The 14,474-nt window shown below is 68.4% G+C and carries 20 protein-coding genes; 13 read left to right on the forward strand and 7 right to left on the reverse strand.

All coding sequences use genetic code 11. The annotated features are described in order from the left end of the window. Window positions 1–276 precede the first annotated feature (276 nt). Window positions 277–663: a YchJ family protein gene (locus tag ACZK5N_RS04510; RefSeq protein ID WP_459019503.1), complete on the forward strand. Its 387-nt coding sequence runs from the start codon at window positions 277–279 to the stop codon at window positions 661–663. Here the strand turns inward: ACZK5N_RS04510 and ACZK5N_RS04515 are convergent. Then, entirely contained in the window at window positions 660–1,316 is a 657-nt protein-coding gene (locus tag ACZK5N_RS04515; RefSeq protein WP_459019502.1) for a metalloregulator ArsR/SmtB family transcription factor, read from the reverse strand. The two genes, ACZK5N_RS04510 and ACZK5N_RS04515, sit on opposite strands and share 4 nt — an antisense overlap. A 109-nt stretch (window positions 1,317–1,425) precedes the next feature. Between ACZK5N_RS04515 and ACZK5N_RS04520 the strand changes: the two genes are divergently transcribed. Both ACZK5N_RS04520 and ACZK5N_RS04525 read left to right on the forward strand, forming a co-directional pair. Next, window positions 1,426–1,776 carry a DsrE/DsrF/TusD sulfur relay family protein gene (locus tag ACZK5N_RS04520; RefSeq protein ID WP_459019501.1) on the forward strand — a complete coding sequence of 117 codons (351 nt, stop codon included), beginning with the start codon at window positions 1,426–1,428 and terminating at the stop codon, window positions 1,774–1,776. Between the two features lie 4 nt (window positions 1,777–1,780). Next, the gene (locus ACZK5N_RS04525) at window positions 1,781–2,953 is read left to right on the forward strand and encodes a cysteine desulfurase family protein (protein WP_463624616.1); all 1,173 of its coding nucleotides are present in this window, start codon (window positions 1,781–1,783) and stop codon (window positions 2,951–2,953) included. Window positions 2,954–2,985: 32 nt separating this feature from the next. Here the strand turns inward: ACZK5N_RS04525 and ACZK5N_RS04530 are convergent, their stop codons facing one another. Beyond that, window positions 2,986–3,321, reverse strand: coding sequence for a YnfA family protein (locus ACZK5N_RS04530; RefSeq protein ID WP_459019499.1), 336 nt, complete (start codon window positions 3,319–3,321; stop codon window positions 2,986–2,988). A 138-nt stretch (window positions 3,322–3,459) separates the two neighbouring features. Here ACZK5N_RS04530 and ACZK5N_RS04535 point away from each other — a divergent pair, with 138 nt between their 5' ends. The 6 genes from ACZK5N_RS04535 to ACZK5N_RS04560 all read left to right on the forward strand — a co-directional run bounded on the left by ACZK5N_RS04535 (window position 3,460) and on the right by ACZK5N_RS04560 (window position 7,611). Continuing rightward, window positions 3,460–3,990: a dihydrofolate reductase family protein gene (locus ACZK5N_RS04535; protein WP_463624617.1), complete on the forward strand. Its 531-nt coding sequence runs from the start codon at window positions 3,460–3,462 to the stop codon at window positions 3,988–3,990. A gap of 33 nt (window positions 3,991–4,023) precedes the next feature. Then, a complete protein-coding gene (locus ACZK5N_RS04540; RefSeq protein WP_459019497.1) occupies window positions 4,024–4,263 on the forward strand; it encodes a ribbon-helix-helix protein, CopG family in 240 nt (79 codons plus the stop codon). Beyond that, complete coding sequence (locus tag ACZK5N_RS04545) at window positions 4,250–4,597, forward strand: type II toxin-antitoxin system PemK/MazF family toxin (protein WP_463624618.1); 348 nt, start codon at window positions 4,250–4,252, stop codon at window positions 4,595–4,597. The genes ACZK5N_RS04540 and ACZK5N_RS04545 overlap by 14 nt, the downstream gene beginning before the upstream one ends. A 134-nt stretch (window positions 4,598–4,731) precedes the next feature. Then, the gene (locus ACZK5N_RS04550) at window positions 4,732–5,628 is read left to right on the forward strand and encodes an alpha/beta hydrolase fold domain-containing protein (RefSeq protein WP_463624619.1); all 897 of its coding nucleotides are present in this window, start codon (window positions 4,732–4,734) and stop codon (window positions 5,626–5,628) included. Between the two features lie 154 nt (window positions 5,629–5,782). Continuing rightward, complete coding sequence (locus tag ACZK5N_RS04555) at window positions 5,783–6,598, forward strand: aldo/keto reductase (RefSeq protein WP_463624700.1); 816 nt, start codon at window positions 5,783–5,785, stop codon at window positions 6,596–6,598. A gap of 326 nt (window positions 6,599–6,924) precedes the next feature. Next, complete coding sequence (locus tag ACZK5N_RS04560; RefSeq protein ID WP_459019493.1) at window positions 6,925–7,611, forward strand: class I SAM-dependent methyltransferase; 687 nt, start codon at window positions 6,925–6,927, stop codon at window positions 7,609–7,611. A 20-nt stretch (window positions 7,612–7,631) separates the two neighbouring features. On the opposite strand, the gene ACZK5N_RS04565 is transcribed toward ACZK5N_RS04560, so the two are convergent. The 3 genes from ACZK5N_RS04565 to ACZK5N_RS04575 all read right to left on the reverse strand — a co-directional run bounded on the left by ACZK5N_RS04565 (window position 7,632) and on the right by ACZK5N_RS04575 (window position 10,226). Continuing rightward, window positions 7,632–8,267, reverse strand: a complete 636-nt coding sequence (locus ACZK5N_RS04565) for a dihydrofolate reductase family protein (protein ID WP_463624620.1) — start codon at window positions 8,265–8,267, stop codon at window positions 7,632–7,634. A gap of 218 nt (window positions 8,268–8,485) precedes the next feature. Next, complete coding sequence (locus ACZK5N_RS04570) at window positions 8,486–9,136, reverse strand: GNAT family N-acetyltransferase (protein ID WP_463624621.1); 651 nt, start codon at window positions 9,134–9,136, stop codon at window positions 8,486–8,488. Window positions 9,137–9,221: 85 nt separating this feature from the next. Beyond that, window positions 9,222–10,226, reverse strand: a complete 1,005-nt coding sequence (locus ACZK5N_RS04575) for an NADP-dependent oxidoreductase (protein ID WP_459019489.1) — start codon at window positions 10,224–10,226, stop codon at window positions 9,222–9,224. A 99-nt stretch (window positions 10,227–10,325) separates the two neighbouring features. Here ACZK5N_RS04575 and ACZK5N_RS04580 point away from each other — a divergent pair, with 99 nt between their 5' ends. Further along, window positions 10,326–10,745, forward strand: coding sequence for a winged helix-turn-helix transcriptional regulator (locus tag ACZK5N_RS04580; protein WP_459019488.1), 420 nt, complete (start codon window positions 10,326–10,328; stop codon window positions 10,743–10,745). Between the two features lie 451 nt (window positions 10,746–11,196). On the opposite strand, the gene ACZK5N_RS04585 is transcribed toward ACZK5N_RS04580, so the two are convergent. Then, window positions 11,197–11,796 carry a malonic semialdehyde reductase gene (locus tag ACZK5N_RS04585; RefSeq protein ID WP_459019487.1) on the reverse strand — a complete coding sequence of 200 codons (600 nt, stop codon included), beginning with the start codon at window positions 11,794–11,796 and terminating at the stop codon, window positions 11,197–11,199. 210 nt (window positions 11,797–12,006) lie between these two features. Here ACZK5N_RS04585 and ACZK5N_RS04590 point away from each other — a divergent pair, with 210 nt between their 5' ends. The 3 genes from ACZK5N_RS04590 to ACZK5N_RS04600 all read left to right on the forward strand — a co-directional run bounded on the left by ACZK5N_RS04590 (window position 12,007) and on the right by ACZK5N_RS04600 (window position 13,532). After that, window positions 12,007–12,771 (forward strand): SDR family oxidoreductase, encoded by a 765-nt coding sequence (locus ACZK5N_RS04590; protein WP_459019486.1) that lies wholly within the window; start codon window positions 12,007–12,009, stop codon window positions 12,769–12,771. 114 nt (window positions 12,772–12,885) lie between these two features. Further along, a complete protein-coding gene (locus ACZK5N_RS04595; RefSeq protein WP_459019485.1) occupies window positions 12,886–13,131 on the forward strand; it encodes a type II toxin-antitoxin system Phd/YefM family antitoxin in 246 nt (81 codons plus the stop codon). Beyond that, the gene (locus ACZK5N_RS04600; protein ID WP_459019484.1) at window positions 13,128–13,532 is read left to right on the forward strand and encodes a type II toxin-antitoxin system VapC family toxin; all 405 of its coding nucleotides are present in this window, start codon (window positions 13,128–13,130) and stop codon (window positions 13,530–13,532) included. Before ACZK5N_RS04595 ends, ACZK5N_RS04600 begins: the two co-directional genes overlap by 4 nt. 53 nt (window positions 13,533–13,585) lie before the next feature. Here the strand turns inward: ACZK5N_RS04600 and ACZK5N_RS04605 are convergent, their stop codons facing one another. Further along, window positions 13,586–14,404 (reverse strand): GntR family transcriptional regulator, encoded by an 819-nt coding sequence (locus tag ACZK5N_RS04605; protein ID WP_459019483.1) that lies wholly within the window; start codon window positions 14,402–14,404, stop codon window positions 13,586–13,588. Window positions 14,405–14,474 lie beyond the last annotated feature (70 nt).

Here is a 14,474-nt window from a genome sequence, read left to right on the forward strand (position 1 = left end):
CTTCTTCTGCATGAGACTACTGGAGGATCTCGTGGCCTAGCGCCCACCCGATCCACCACCCTGCGGGGTGAAGCCGATTCGCGAGACATGCATCACTGAGGGTCGCGGCTCAGGACGCCCGGCGGGTGCGGGTCACGAAAGTCCGCCACGTCGTCGAGCATCTCGACGAGGTGCTCAGGCTGCCCGGTCCCAGATCTGCCGCGACGTGGGCCCAGGTCCGCCCAGCCGGTCAGCCGAGCCGCCTGGTGCTAGCGTCGCCCGACGGAGGGAACCACGATGACAGATCCGGATCAGTGCCCCTGTGGGAGCGGACCATACGCGCGGTGCTGCGGACCATTCCATCACGGCCGGGCGGAGGCGCCTACAGCGGAGGCCCTCATGCGCTCGCGGTATTCGGCGTTCGCGCTGGGGCTCGAGCTCTACCTGTGGCGCACCTGGCATCCCCGCACGCGGCCGGAGGGGATCACCCTTGACGGATCATCCACCTGGACGGGGCTGGAGATCCTCGAGGTGGTAGACGGCGACGAACACGACCGCGAGGGGATCGTCGAGTTCGCGGCCCGCTTCCAGGACGGCAGACGCCGCGGCAGCCTGCGCGAGCGGTCGCGGTTCGAACGCCGTGCCGGCCGGTGGATGTATGTCGACGGCGACACCTACCCCTAGCGAACAGGGAGCCCAGCGTCCCGCCACTGGGGGTAGCCGCCCTCCAGCCGCACGGCGGCCCGTCCACCCTCGCGAAGCCGGGTCACGGCGGTGGCGGCCATGACGCAGTACGGGCCGCGACAGTAGGCCACGACGGTGGCGTCGTCAGGCAACTCGGACATCCGCGCGGACAGGTCGGCCAGCGGAATGTTGAGGGCGCCGTCGACGTGGCCGGTGGCGAACTCGCTGGCGGGCCGGACGTCGACGAGGACCACGTCGCCGGACCGGGAGAGCGTCTCGAACTCGTCGAACGCGACGGGGCGCGTGCCGTCGGCGGCGTTGAAGAAGGCCTCGCTCAGGGAGGCGACCTCCGCCACGCGGTCCTCGGCCAGTGAGACCAGGGTGCGGTAGGCGGTGTCGACACCAGGATCGGCGAGCCGATAGACCCGTGCGGTGCCCTCGACCCGCCGCGACACCAGACCGGCGGCCGACAGGATCTGCAGGTGGCGCGACGTGTTGGCCACGCTCGCGGAGATCTGCTCTGCCAGTGATTCGACGTTGCGCTCCCCCTGCGAGAGCACGTCGATGATCTCGACGCGCTTCGCGTGCCCGAAGGCGGCCCCCATGCGGGCGAAGTGGCCGAACACCTCGTCCTTGAACTCGCGACCGTCCATCTACCCACCTCCTCAACGATTCCTGCGAATAGTAGAGCAACTCGGGGCCAGACCTGCTAGCCTCCGTATTCAAGCGGATCCTTGAATATCTCCGACCTCAAAGGACACCATGAAGGCCCTCATCATCATCAACGGCTCGGCCTACGGGCTGGACTCCACCTACAACGCCATCCGGCTGGCCGCCTCCATGGCCAAGCGCGACGGCGTCGACACCACCGTCTTCCTCATGGGTGACGGCGTGACCGCCGCCATGGCGGGTCAGAAGACCCCCGACGGGTACTACAAGCTGGACCGAATGCTGGGTTCGCTCACCCGCAACGGCGGCGAGATCCTGTGCTGCGGCACCTGCATGGATGCCCGCGGCATCACCACCGAGATGCTGGTCGACGGCGCCCGTCGTTCCACGATGGAGGAACTCACCGACAACACCCTCGCGGCCGACAAGGTGCTGGTGTTCTAGAACCATGAACACAGTCCACCCGGCCACGGAGGGCCGCCCGGTCTACCTGGACTACAACGGCACCACGCCCATCGACCCGGACGTGCTCGAGGTCATGCTGCCGTTTCTGTCCCGGGAATTCGGCAACCCGTCGAGCAGCCACGCCTACGGCCAGGCCGCACGTGCGGCGGTCGAGGTGGCACGGGCGCAGGTCAGCGACCTCATCGGCGGGCGCCACGGCCGGATGGTGTTCACCGGGAGCGGCTCTGAGGCCGACGCCATGGCCATCAAGGGCGCTGTCCTGGCCAACCGACGCCCGGGTCAGCGCCCGCACGTCATCACCCAGGCCACCGAGCACCCCGCCGTGCTCGCGGCCTGCGCCGACCTCGCGGAGCTCCACGACGCCGATGTGACCATCCTCGGGGTCGACGGGCACGGGCTCGTCGACCCCGAGGCCGTCGCCGCCGCGATCACCGAGGCCACCGTGCTGGTCACCGTCATGCACGCCAACAACGAGACCGGCACCATCCAGCCGGTCGCAGACATCGCCCGCGTGGCCCACGCACGCGGGGTCCTGGTCCACAGCGACGCCGCGCAGTCTGCGGGCAAGGTGCGGGTCGACGTCAAGGAGCTGGGCGTCGACCTCCTCACCGTCGTCGGCCACAAGATGTACGCCCCCAAGGGCGTGGCCGCGCTGTGGGTCCGCGACGGCGTCAGGCTGCGTCCCCTCGTCGGCGGTGGCGGCCAGGAGGGAGGCCTGCGTGCCGGGACTGAGAACGTCGCCTACATCGCCGGACTCGGGCACGCCGCACTCCTCGCGGGCCGGGCCCTCGGCGACGGCGAGACCGAGCGCCTGACCGGTCTCCGCGACCACCTCCAGCGCGCGCTCGAGCAGCTCCTCCCGGGCCGCGTGCAGCTCAACGGGCACCGCACCCTGCGGCTCCCGAACACGGTCAACGTCAGCATCGACGACGCCCGAGCCCTCACCGTGCTCAGCGAGGCGACGGGGATCGCGGCCTCCGCCGGCTCGGCGTGTCACGCCGGGCACGACACGCCGTCGCCGGTCCTCAGCGCCATGGGGATCGAGACCGGCCGCGCGCTGAGCGCGATCCGGCTCTCCCTGGGCCGCTGGACCAGCCTTGCCGACGTCGACCACGCTGCCGCAGCCATCGAGGCCGCCACCCAGCGTTCGCGGTGACCGCTACGCGCCCCGCCGGCGGGTGACCCGAGTCAGGCGGCCCTTGGCGCGTACATGATGACGGCCACTCCCAAGAGGCACACGAGCGCCCCCGTAACGTCGTAGCGGTCCGGCCGGAACCCGTCGACCACCATTCCCCAGGCCAGAGAACCGGCGACGAACACCCCGCCGTACGCGGCGAGGATGCGGCCGAAGTTCGCGTCGGGTTGGAGGGTCGCAACGAAGCCGTACAGGCCGAGGGCGACCACCCCGGCCCCCATCCACACCCAGCCCTTGTGTTCCCGGACTCCTTGCCAGATCAGCCACGCGCCGCCGATCTCGGCGACGGCGGCGAGGACGAACAGCACGACGGACCTCAGGGTGATCATGCGCTGATGCTGCCATGCAGCCAGCCTCAGCCGCATCCCACTCGGCAGGTGGATGAAGGTGGGTCTGTTCCGCGCACCGATGCCCAGCCATAGTTGTGGTGTGGGCGCCACAGGGGCACACCAGGGAAGGATCCGAGCATGGGCAAGCTTGTCTTCGGGATGAACCAGTCGCTGGACGGCTACGTCGACCACGAGGCGTTCGCACCCGCCCCCGCCCTCTTCCGCCACTTCATCGAGGAGGCGAGGACCCAGGCCGCCTCGATCTACGGCCGGCGCATCTACGAGATCATGAACTACTGGGACGAGGACGATCAGGCCTGGGACGACGACGAGCGGGATTTCGCCATGGCCTACAGAAGCCAGCCCAAGTGGGTAGCCTCCCACACGTTGACCTCGGTAGGCCCAAACGCCAAGCTCATCGACGGGGACCTGGAGAGCGCCGTACGCCGCCTGAAGTCCGAGTACGACGGCGAGATCGCCGTCGCCGGCCCCCGCCTGGCGAACGCCCTGACCGGTCTGGGCCTCATCGACGAGTACCGGATCTACCTCCACCCCGTCGTGCTGGGTCACGGCGATCCGTACTTCGCCGGCCCTCGTCCTCCGCTACGCCTGCTGAGTGCCGACGGAAGGGACGACGACATCCTCCGGCTGAGCTACGTGCCGGCCTGAGGGCGAAGCCACCAACAGTGCTACCGTGGTAGCATGACGCAGGTCAAGTTGAGTATCAGCCTCTCCGCGGACGACGTCGCCGCCCTCGACAAGTACAGCGTGAGGGCTGGATTGAAGTCACGCTCCGCTGCTATCCAGCAGGCGATCAGGTTGTTGGGCGACCAGGAACTCGAAGAGGCCTACGCAGCCGCATGGCGCGAATGGGAGGAGTCGGGCGACGCGCGGGACTGGGAGCCCGCATCGTCGGACGGGTTGACCGATGCTGCGCGGTGAGATCCGTCTCACGGACCTCGACCCGGCCTGGGCGGGTGAGGCCAACAAGCGCCGCCCCTCCGTTGTGGTGAGCAATGACCACGCCAACGCCGTCGCCGCACGACTGGGCCGCGGAGTCGTCACCGTTGTCCCCCTGACAAGCAACGTCGCTCGCGTGTATCCATTCCAGGTGCTACTGCCGGCCGATGACACGGGAACGAGCATCGACTCCAAGGCGCAGGCCGAGCAGGTGCGATCCGTCTCGATCGAGAGGCTCGGTCCTGCGATCGGACGAGTCCCCCTGCACCTCATGGCCGAGCTCGACGAGGCGCTCAGGCTGCACCTCCACCTTTAGGTCGGTCAAGCCTCGCCAACGTGACTGAGGACAACACGACGCCCCACACCAGGTTGAGGTGCCGGGACGGGGACGCCCGCGCGTGCTGCGCCGGCCGCGCGATGGTGAGCCGCCCGTTGTGGTGGGATGAGTGGGTGAGCGCACCTTGGCCTGCCGGCACCCGAGTGATCCAGGCGGCACCCGACCGCACCAACGTCTACGTGCATCTCGATGTGACATACGCCTCGCGCGCGGACCGTGATCTGCGTCTGCACATCATCCAGCCCAGCGGTGACGCTGCGCTGCTGGGCTGGGAGGACGCCTTCGCGCGCCGCTATCCGTGCGTGGTCTTCGTCCAGGGCTCCGGATGGCGGGACCAACCCATGGGCAGCGCCATCGCCTTCTGGAGCCGGTTCGCCGAGCGCGGATATGTGGTTGCCCTCGTCGAGTACCGACCCTCCCGCGTGGCCGTTCATCCGGCTCAAGTGCACGACGCCAAGGCCGCGGTGCGTTGGCTTCGACGCAACGCCGACGCGTACTCGATCGATCCGCACCTTCTCGCCATCTCCGGCGACTCCTCGGGTGGCCACGTGGCGCTGCTGGTCCACGCGACGGACGGCATTCCCGAGCTCGACGACGCCCCGGACGCTGATCCGGCAGACGTGCGCGCCGCCGTGGCGTTCTACGCGCCGACCGATCTTGAGCAGATCGGGAACGATGAGGCGGTCCGCCTCCTGTTCGGTGGACGCAGTCCAAGCGAGGTGCCAGACCTGGCACGCACCGCCAGCCCCGCGCACTACCTGACGCCTGGCCGAGTCCTGAGTCCCGTGCTGCTGGTCCACGGTAGTGACGACGATGTGGTCCCGGTTGAGCAGAGCGTCGAGTACGCACGGGCCCTTTCCGAGGCGGGCCAGCGGGTCCAACTCGTGGTGGTCGAGGGTGGCGGCCACGGCGTGTGGCCGTCGTTCTTCACCGACGACCTCGCCGATGTGGTCGACGATTTCCTCGCCGCGAGCCTGAGCCCGGCCTCAGAATCCTCCGTCACAATCTGACTCCGCCTAGTGAAGGGTGTTCTCCCGGTACCTGTTCCAGCAGGCACTCCCAGGCGCGGCGAACGTCGGGTTTGATGGGGTCACACCGCAAACAAAGGGGCGCACCTTGACGAACACACCCATCCCGACCGTGAGACTGAACAACGGCGTGCAGATGCCGATCATCGGCTTCGGCGTCTTCCAGATCCCGGCCGAGCAGACGCAGCAGGCCGTCGAGCAGGCCCTCGCCGCCGGCTACCGTCACCTCGACACCGCGGCCTCGTACGGCAACGAGGAGGCGGTCGGCCTCGCCATCAAGGCCAGCGGCCTGGCCCGCGATGACCTGTTCGTGACCACGAAACTGTGGATCCAGGCCAAGCCCGGCGAGGACGTGGTCAAGCGCGCCTTCGACGCCTCCATGCGACGCCTGGGCCTCGGTCAGCTCGACCTCTACCTGATCCACCAGCCCTACGGCGACTACTACAGCGCGTGGCGCGCGATGCAGGACCTGAACCGCGAGGGCGCCATCCGCGCCATCGGGGTGTCGAACTTCCACGGCGACCGGCTCGTCGACCTGATCGAGCGCAACGAGGTCACCCCGGCCGTCAACCAGGTGGAGACCCACCCCTTCCATGCCCGCTTCGCCGACCAGGAACTGATGCGGGAACGCGACGTGCAGATCGAGTCCTGGGGCCCGTTCGCGGAAGGCAGGAACGATCTGTTCACCAACCCGACCCTGGCCGAGATCGGCGACGCCCACGGCAAGTCGGTCGCGCAGGTTGTGCTGCGGTGGCTGGTGCAACGCGAGGTGGTGGTGATCCCCAAGTCGGTCCGGCCGGAACGGATGGCGCAGAACCTCGACATCTTCGGCTTCGACCTCACCGACGAGCAGATGCAGGCGATCGCGGCGCTCGACACCGGCGCCTCGCTTTTCTTCGACCACCGCGACCCGGCCATGGTCGCCTGGCTCAACGGCCGCGCCGAGGGCTGACCCGGCCCCTCCTGCGACGACTCCGCAGGCTGGGGCGCACGCATGAGAACCACCCTGCTGCGGCCGTCGCGACCTCACGACCGGCTACACAGTCATAGGCCGAGTCCCTCGTGCGGGCAGTGCTCGGCGGCATCCAAGTGTGACGTCTCGATCCCCAGAAGTGCTCCCGGTGGCGCCGATTGACCGTCAGCATGGCGCCGCCGAACCTTCCGAGCCAATCGGCAGATGAGTCACTGAAGGCCCCCCGAAGGTGGGGCCAACACCGGCCTGACGGCCGCGTTTGCGCGTTACGCTCGACGCAGACGATCAGACTGGAGCCTGAACCGATGCAGACCGACTATGACGCCTTCGCCGCGCACTACAACGAGGAGAACGAGCGCAGTCTCCTCAACGCCTACTACGAGCGCCCGGCCATGCTGGACCTCGCCGGGGACGTGGCCGACAGGGATGTGCTCGACATCGGCTGCGGCGCAGGCCCATTATCGGAGAAGTTCGTGCAGCGCGGCGCTCGGGTGTCGGGGTTCGACCAGAGCGCAGCGATGGTCGAGATCGCCCGCAGGAGGCTGGGAGACGCCGTCGACCTGCGGGTGGCGGACCTGGCGGATCCCCTCCCCTACGACGACGACAGCTTCGACGTGGCGTGCGCATCCCTGGTGCTGCACTACCTGCGGGACTGGGTGCCCCCGCTGTCCGAGATCCGACGGGTGCTTCGGCCTGGAGGAAGGTTGGTGGCCTCGGTCAATCATCCTCTCGCCTTCGCCATGACTGAGAACAGGTATTTCGGGATCGAGCAGTACGAGTTCACGCACACGTTCGCCGGCCGTGAGGCGAGCCTGTTCATGTGGCATCGCACGCTCGACGACATCTATCAGGCAGTCAACGCGTCCGGGCTGCGCATCGCCTCGCTCCATGAACCGGCCGTGGCCGACGACACCCCCCAGGAACTCCTGCCGCCCTCCGGAACGAGGCGATTCATCAGCTTCCTCTTCCTCGTCATGGAGAGCCGCACGTGATGCAGCCGACGCCGCGCCTTCTACGCGTCGACCCTGCGCGTGAACGTGAGATGGGTGACCCCGCTGGGTGAGGAGACGGCCTCGATGTCGAAGGACTCCTCCAGTCCCTCCAACCCGTCCCAGAGGCGGACGCCGCGGCCCAGAACGACGGGCACCTGGACGACGTGCATGTGGTCGATCAGGCCTGCCGCGAGGAAGTCGCGCACGACGGTGGGGCCGCCGCCGATGCGCACGTCCAGTCCGCCGGCCGCCTCGCGCGCCATCTGCAGCGCGACGGCGGGGGCGGCGTCGAGGAAGTGGAAGGTGGTGCCGCCCTCCATCGACATCGGCGGCTGTGGGCGGTGCGTTAGCACGAACGTCGGCGTGTGGAACGGCGGGTTGGGGCCCCACCAGCCCCTCCACTCAGGGTAGTCCTGCCAGCCCGGCGGCCCGAACTTGTTTGCCCCCATGATCTCGGCGCCGATGCCCACGCTGTGTCGCTGAGCGAAAGCGTCATCGACCCCTGCGGTCCCGGCGGGGTCCCAGAACCGCGTAGCGATCATCCATGTGTGCAGCCGCTGGCCCGCATGGCCGAAGGGAGCCTCGGCCGACTGTGGCTCGCCGGTGGCGAATCCGTCCAGGGAGATAGACAGGTTGTGCACTCTCGTCAGGGACATCTCGCGCCTCCAGTGGTGATCGCCCTGTAGGCCCAGAACTCTACCCGTCGCTCGCTCCGGCATGCAGCGTCCCCCACCGCTGGCTGAGGTGCCGCGCCAGCGGCCTCGAAGCCTCTAAGAAACGTCAGCTGACAAGCCCACTCTCGCGAGGCTTCGGAGCCCATCGATTCTCAGCCGCTCGTAGGTACCCGGTGGACCCCGACTGCCTGGTTGTCACCTCAGGCGATGCCGCAGAAGACCCTAAGTGCGGCGGCGCCATCGACGTGGACCGGCTCTCCACGCACGAAGGTGCTGGGCGTGAGCAGCAGCCGTTCCTGCTCGGCGGCCTTCCCGCGCCGCGACACCCACTGGCGCCCGTTGGGCCGGTAGCCCACCTTGCGGCTGACGGCCAGGGACGCCGGGTTGTCGAGGAAGGCGGAGGACGTGATGTGCTCAGCCCCGAGGTGGTCGAACGCGACGGCGCACACAGCCTGACGCATCCGGGTGCCGATGCCTTGGCCATGGAAGCGGCGGCCGAGCCACGAACCGGTTTCCAGAGTCCGGGTCACCGGAAAACCCTGTCCTTCGAGCGCCTGGATCCCGACTACCCGGCCCGACCGTCGGACCACCAGCTGAAGGCTGATGGTCTCGCGTGACTGCCCGGCCAGAGTGCGCCCGAAGTAGCGCACGTAGTTGGCGGGCAACTCGTCTGCCGGTGCGTCTGTCCACGGGAACAGGAACGGCATCTGTGTTGGGTCATGGACGCCGTCCAGGACGAGTTCAAGGAGCTCTGGCAGATCACCCTCGCGGACGACGGTGAGCTGAAGGTCCCCGGCAGTGATCCCGAGCGCGAACGGTGGCCAGATCTGTTCAAGCGACAAACGAGACATGCCCCCAGTCTGGCGCCTGGCGTGCCGATCGCGGAGGAAGGGCGCCGCAACTTCAGACGACGGCAGCCTGACCGCCCAGCGCCCATCAGAGCCGGGTCGTGACGACGACCTTCCCTCTGGTTCCGCCCGCCAGGACCTGCCTCAGCGCCTCGGGTGTCTCGTCGAACGGCAGGACGCGGTCGACGATGGGCCGCAGGACGCCCTCGTCGACCATGCCGGCGATCGTGCGCAGCGCCTGGCCGTCCGGCCGGATGAACAGGAAGCGGTAGGAGACGCCGAGTTTCCTGGCCCGTCGGCGAAGCGGCAGGCTCAAGGCGGCCAGGACCAGCTTGACGAGCTTGCCCGCGCCGGCTTGGTCGGCCAGGTGGGGATCGGGGGTGCCGGCGATCCCGATGACGGTGCCGCCGGGGCGCAGCACCCGAAGCGACTTGGCGGTGGTGTCGCCGCCCTGGGTGTCCAGGACGAGGTCCACGGGGTTGCCCGCGAGGCGGGCGACAAAGTCTTCGGTGCGGTAGTCGATCACCTCATCAGCGCCCAGTTCGCGCACGAACCCGGCATTGCCCGCCGAGGCGGTGGTGATCACGGTTGCGCCGAGGTGCTTGGCCAGTTGGATAGCCACCGATCCGACACCGCCGGATCCGCCGTGCACCAGCACCCGCTGTCCAGGCTGCAGGTGCCCGATCTCGACCAGAGCCTGCCAGGCGGTCAACGCCACCACCGGCAGCGACGCCGCCTCAACCAGATCAGTGGACGCCGGCTTCGGGGCCAAGGCGTCGACATCGACGGCAACAACCTCAGCGAACGTGCCCATCGCGATCACGCCGGTATAGGCGTAGACCTCGTCCCCGACGGTGACCTCCGTCACCTGCTCACCGACCGCGACCACCTCACCGGACAGTTCCCCACCCATCACCTGGGGCAGCGCGAGCCGGAACACGGCCTTGAACTCCCCCGCACGGGTCCGCTCGTCCGCATGGTTGACGCCCGATGCAACCATCCGCACCAGCGCCTGCCGGGGGCCCGGAGCAGGCACTGGGATCGACACCTCCCGCATGGGCGCGCCGTACTTCTCCAGGACGAATGCCTTCACGATCTGCTCCTCGTTGCGAACCAAGTAGTTCTTGTTTGTTACTACTTCGACAGCGTAGACTCACTGATAACAGAACGCAACTACTGAACTGGAGGTGCGATGATCCCCGATCCACGCTCGGACTGCCCCATCAACCGCAGCCTCGAGATGCTTGGCGACCAGTGGAGCCTGCTGATCCTGCGCGACATCGCCGTGCACGACCGTCGCTCGTTCCGGGACCTGCTCACTGGCAGCGGCGAGGGCATCAGCGCCCCCGTACTGTCGCGGCGACTGGCCGACCTGGTCGCATCGGGGTTCCTGACCAAGACGGCGGTTGCGCGCGGCAAGCAGGGCCGCTACTCCCTCACCGAGCTCGGGCTGTCGACGGTGCCGCTCCTGGTGGAGCTCGGCCACCTGGGCGCCCGCATCGACCGCACCACCAGTCGCTTTGCACCCAACCTCGGAGACACTGGCGAGGAGAGACAGGCCCGTCTCGACGCGCTGCGCCAAGCCCACCTTGAGAATGCAACCGCCGGCTAGCCGGCGCGCGCCCAGATGGCGGCGCTGCGCTCGATCAGCTCGTCGAGGCTGTGCTCCGCGTACTTGTCGCGGGCGCCGCGGGCGTCCGGATCATCCCAGCCTGGGGGTCGGGATCATGTGGGCAGAGTGGTGCCCCGACACGGGGTGCGAGTTGCTGGAGCCGGTGGCGTTGATGCCGCCTCGGCCGGCGGGCAGGATCGATGTGACGCGGCGGGGTGAACCACGGCAACCCAGTCACCTCGTCGAGGTGCACCCGCCACTGCGACTCCTCCGACTGCAACGGATCCGGCTCAACCAACCGATAATGGAAGGGACACAGCAAAACGCCGTTGGCTAGGCACGTTGCCCCGCCCTGCCGGCATCAACGCGTCCAACTGCGCCGACAACAACGTGGCACCCGCTACCACCGACGGGAGTCGCGAATGGGTGCGTCGCGGGCCGAGCCAGGGGCTCAGGCCAGAGCAACCGCCTGGTCAAAGGTCAGCCGAGGGTTGCGGGGATAGGTTCCGTCCTCGGCCGCGTGGCCGATGTTGACCACCATGATCGCGCGAAGAGACGAGCCCGCGAAGAACGCCCGATCGATGCCGGCGAGGTCCACCCCACCCATGGGTCCCGCGTCGAGGCCGGCCGCGCGCACGGCGAGGATGAAGCCGCCCGCCTGAAGCCACGCGTTGTTCACCGCCATGGCATGCCGCTGATCGACGTTCGCAGCGAAGCGCTCCCGGGCGCCCGAGTGCTGCGGCGCGACGAGGGCCAGGTGCTCGTGGAAGTCGGTGTCCGCGGCAAGGATCGCCACCACGGGCGCCGAGGCCGACTTGGCCCGATTCCCTTCGGCGATCAACGGCAGCAGCCGCTCCTTGGCCTCCGCCGACCGCACGAACGTCACCCGCAGAGGCTGGCTGTTCATCGCTGTCGGCGTGTACTTCGCCAAGTCGTACACACGGGCCAACTCCTCGTCGGTGACCGGCTCGGAGGTGAACCGGTATGCGGTGTGCATGTCGGTGAAGATGCGGTCGGCGGTGAGGTGCTCGGAGGCAGCCAGCGGAGTCATCAGGGATTCGATCCTTAAAGTAGTTGACGTTTCTACTATATCAGGACCAGGCTACGAGTCCCCCATCGCAGTCGACGCACGGGCGCGACTTGCCATTGCCCTCTACCCGCCTTCCGAGAACGGGCACAAGAGCCGGTCATCGCGGTTCACCAGGGGCCCGGTGATAATGGAATGGCACAGACGTCGTACAGGGTCGGAGGGGTGGGCCACATGGCCAAGGGCACAGTACTGGTGACCGGTGTCGGCCGGGCGCGAGGGATCGGGGCCGGCATCGCGCTGCACCTCGCCGAGCAGGGCTGGGACCTCGCGCTGGGATACCTCTCCGACTACGACGACCGCGTCGGACTCGAGCACGACCCCCAGGACCCGCACGACATCGCCGAACGTTGCCGTGCGGCCGGCGCCACCGTCGACCTGCTGCCGGCGGACCTGGCCGACCCGGACGTGCCCGCTCACCTCATCACCGCGGCCAACCGCCGCGACGACCTGACCGCCCTCATGCTCTCCCACACCGAGAGTGTCGACTCCTCCATCCTCGACACGAGCGTCGCGAGCTGGGACCGGCACTACGCGGTCAACGCCCGGGCGTCGTGGCTCCTCATCAAGGCGTTCGCCGAGCAGCTCCCCGAGCAGGTCCGCGCCGCCCGGGCCGGACGCGTCGTCGCGTTGACCAGCGACCACACCGCCCACAATCTGCCCTACGGCTCAAGCAAGGGCGCCCTTGACCGCGTCGTCATCGCCGCGGCCATCGAGCTCGCCGACCGCGGGATCTCCGCGAACGCCCTCAACCCCGGCCCCATCGACACCGGATGGATGGACGACGAGCTGCGCGACCTCCTCACCCGGCAGACACCGGCAGGCCGCCTGGGCACGCCGCAGGATACCGCCGACTTCGTGGGGTTCCTGCTCTCCCCTGCTGGGGGCTGGCTCACCGGGCAGTTGCTGCACAGCAACGGAGGCTTCGCCGCAAAGTAGCCCATGGTGTCGGCGCAGTCAGCGGGCCTGTGCGTCCAGGACCTCCCGGAGCCGCGCCGCGAACGCTTCGGGCTGCCCACCGCCCGGAAGTAGCACAAGTGCTACCCTGGTTCCATGACGAGAGTGGGCTTGCGGGAACTCCGCCAAGACGCGTCCGACCTGGTACGCCGCGTCCAGACCGGCGAAGAGATCACCATCACGGTGTCCGGCCGGCCCAGCGCCCGGCTCGTCCCAGCACACGCCACACAGTGGCGATCCTGGAGCGACATCGCCGAACTGTTCCGCGGCACTGACAGTGACTGGGAGCAGGATCGGGAACTTCTCGACGGCGACCTGCGCGACCCCTGGGCCCACCGGTGAACGGCAAGAACGATTCGCCCGACCGAGGCATCCTCGACACCAGCGTGATCATTGCCGGCGCTATTGCGCCCATCCCTGGCGTTCTCGCCATCAGCACGATCACACTGGCCGAGTTGCAGTTCGGCGTGCTCGTCGCCAAGACAGCTGGCATTCGCGCTGAACGACTCCGCCGCCTCAGCATCCTGCAGACACATTTCGACGCACTGCCGGTCGACGAAGCAGTAGCGGTCAGCTATGGCCGACTCGCGGCGGCCGTCGTCGATGCCGGCCGCCAACCACGCAGACGGGTGATGGACCTGCTCATCGCAGCCACCGCACATGCCCACGACGCTCGCCTCTACACCCGCAACATCGAGGACTTCGCAGGGCTCGAGGATCTCGTCGACATCGTCGCCCTCTGACGAGTCGGAGAGAGCGCGGTTGTACACGTCGAACGTCAGGGCTACGACTCTAGTCAGAGCGGCTTTCGGAACGGCCCCCGAAGTGGACCCTCATCAGGCCGGCCGGACCCGCCGTCGCCTTGCCCAGCCCAAACGGTCAGGTCGAACTCGTGGCGGTCCGCCCGGTACGTGTGTTCCCCGCATTCGACGGCGCGGCCGATCCTGTCGACGCTCATCCGCATCAGGGTCAGCACCGGGTCCAGTGCGCCGATGTTCAACAGGTCGCGCTCGACCGGAGTGGGGTGCCGGGACCCGATCGTCTGGGTCGCCACGTGCGGTTCGATCCCATGGCGTTGCAGCGAGGCGTACAGGCCCTGGTTCTCCAGGTCCAGGAACCTCATCGAGGAACTCGACGGCGGCAGCCAGTTGCGGAGGATGGCGAGCGGGGCGCCGTCGGCAAGCCGGAGCCGCTCGAGGTAGAGCAGCGGAGTCTTGCTTCCCATCCCCATGCGCCGAGCTATGTCGGCGCGCGTGACGGGGTAGTGCATGGCCAGCAGCGTGGTGGTCGGGGTGTGTCCGGCGGCCGTGAGGTCGCTGTGGAGGCTGGTCAGCCCCCCGGGGCGCTCCTGCTCACGATGGGCCACGACGGTGCCCAGCCCCCGTCCCCTGAGCAGCAGGCCGTGGTTGACGAGCTCGGCCAGGGTGCGGCGGATGGTGAGCCTGGACAGGCCCAGGCGTTCGGCCATGGACAGCTCGGCCTCGACCCGTTCCCCGGGGCTCAGCCTGCCGTCGAGGATGGCGGCGGCCAGCTGGTCGTAGAGCTGTTGGTAGAGAGGGATGGGGCTCTCCCGGTCCAGCGATACCGGAACCTCGAGCGGCTGGATCCGGAGCACTTGGTTCGAATGATTCGACGCGACACTCACGACGGACCGCCTCTCGGATGGCGTGAGGCCCGTCCTGAGC

The organism is Tessaracoccus pujii (genome assembly GCF_055326215.1).

What these genes read in the sequence shown, in the direction of transcription:
- ACZK5N_RS04590 (WP_459019486.1), top strand. Translation starts at nt 12,007, where the DNA reads ATGGCCAAGGGCACAGTACTGGTGACCGGTGTCGGCCGGGCGCGAGGG.
- ACZK5N_RS04580 (WP_459019488.1), top strand. Translation starts at nt 10,326, where the DNA reads ATGATCCCCGATCCACGCTCGGACTGCCCCATCAACCGCAGCCTCGAG.
- ACZK5N_RS04595 (WP_459019485.1), top strand. Translation starts at nt 12,886, where the DNA reads ATGACGAGAGTGGGCTTGCGGGAACTCCGCCAAGACGCGTCCGACCTG.
- ACZK5N_RS04570 (WP_463624621.1), bottom strand. Translation starts at nt 9,136, where the DNA reads ATGTCTCGTTTGTCGCTTGAACAGATCTGGCCACCGTTCGCGCTCGGG.
- ACZK5N_RS04525 (WP_463624616.1), top strand. Translation starts at nt 1,781, where the DNA reads ATGAACACAGTCCACCCGGCCACGGAGGGCCGCCCGGTCTACCTGGAC.
- ACZK5N_RS04545 (WP_463624618.1), top strand. Translation starts at nt 4,250, where the DNA reads ATGCTGCGCGGTGAGATCCGTCTCACGGACCTCGACCCGGCCTGGGCG.
- ACZK5N_RS04510 (WP_459019503.1), top strand. Translation starts at nt 277, where the DNA reads ATGACAGATCCGGATCAGTGCCCCTGTGGGAGCGGACCATACGCGCGG.
- ACZK5N_RS04540 (WP_459019497.1), top strand. Translation starts at nt 4,024, where the DNA reads ATGACGCAGGTCAAGTTGAGTATCAGCCTCTCCGCGGACGACGTCGCC.
- ACZK5N_RS04555 (WP_463624700.1), top strand. Translation starts at nt 5,783, where the DNA reads ATGCCGATCATCGGCTTCGGCGTCTTCCAGATCCCGGCCGAGCAGACG.
- ACZK5N_RS04535 (WP_463624617.1), top strand. Translation starts at nt 3,460, where the DNA reads ATGGGCAAGCTTGTCTTCGGGATGAACCAGTCGCTGGACGGCTACGTC.
- ACZK5N_RS04520 (WP_459019501.1), top strand. Translation starts at nt 1,426, where the DNA reads ATGAAGGCCCTCATCATCATCAACGGCTCGGCCTACGGGCTGGACTCC.
- ACZK5N_RS04585 (WP_459019487.1), bottom strand. Translation starts at nt 11,796, where the DNA reads ATGACTCCGCTGGCTGCCTCCGAGCACCTCACCGCCGACCGCATCTTC.
- ACZK5N_RS04560 (WP_459019493.1), top strand. Translation starts at nt 6,925, where the DNA reads ATGCAGACCGACTATGACGCCTTCGCCGCGCACTACAACGAGGAGAAC.
- ACZK5N_RS04530 (WP_459019499.1), bottom strand. Translation starts at nt 3,321, where the DNA reads ATGATCACCCTGAGGTCCGTCGTGCTGTTCGTCCTCGCCGCCGTCGCC.
- ACZK5N_RS04565 (WP_463624620.1), bottom strand. Translation starts at nt 8,267, where the DNA reads ATGTCCCTGACGAGAGTGCACAACCTGTCTATCTCCCTGGACGGATTC.
- ACZK5N_RS04515 (WP_459019502.1), bottom strand. Translation starts at nt 1,316, where the DNA reads ATGGACGGTCGCGAGTTCAAGGACGAGGTGTTCGGCCACTTCGCCCGC.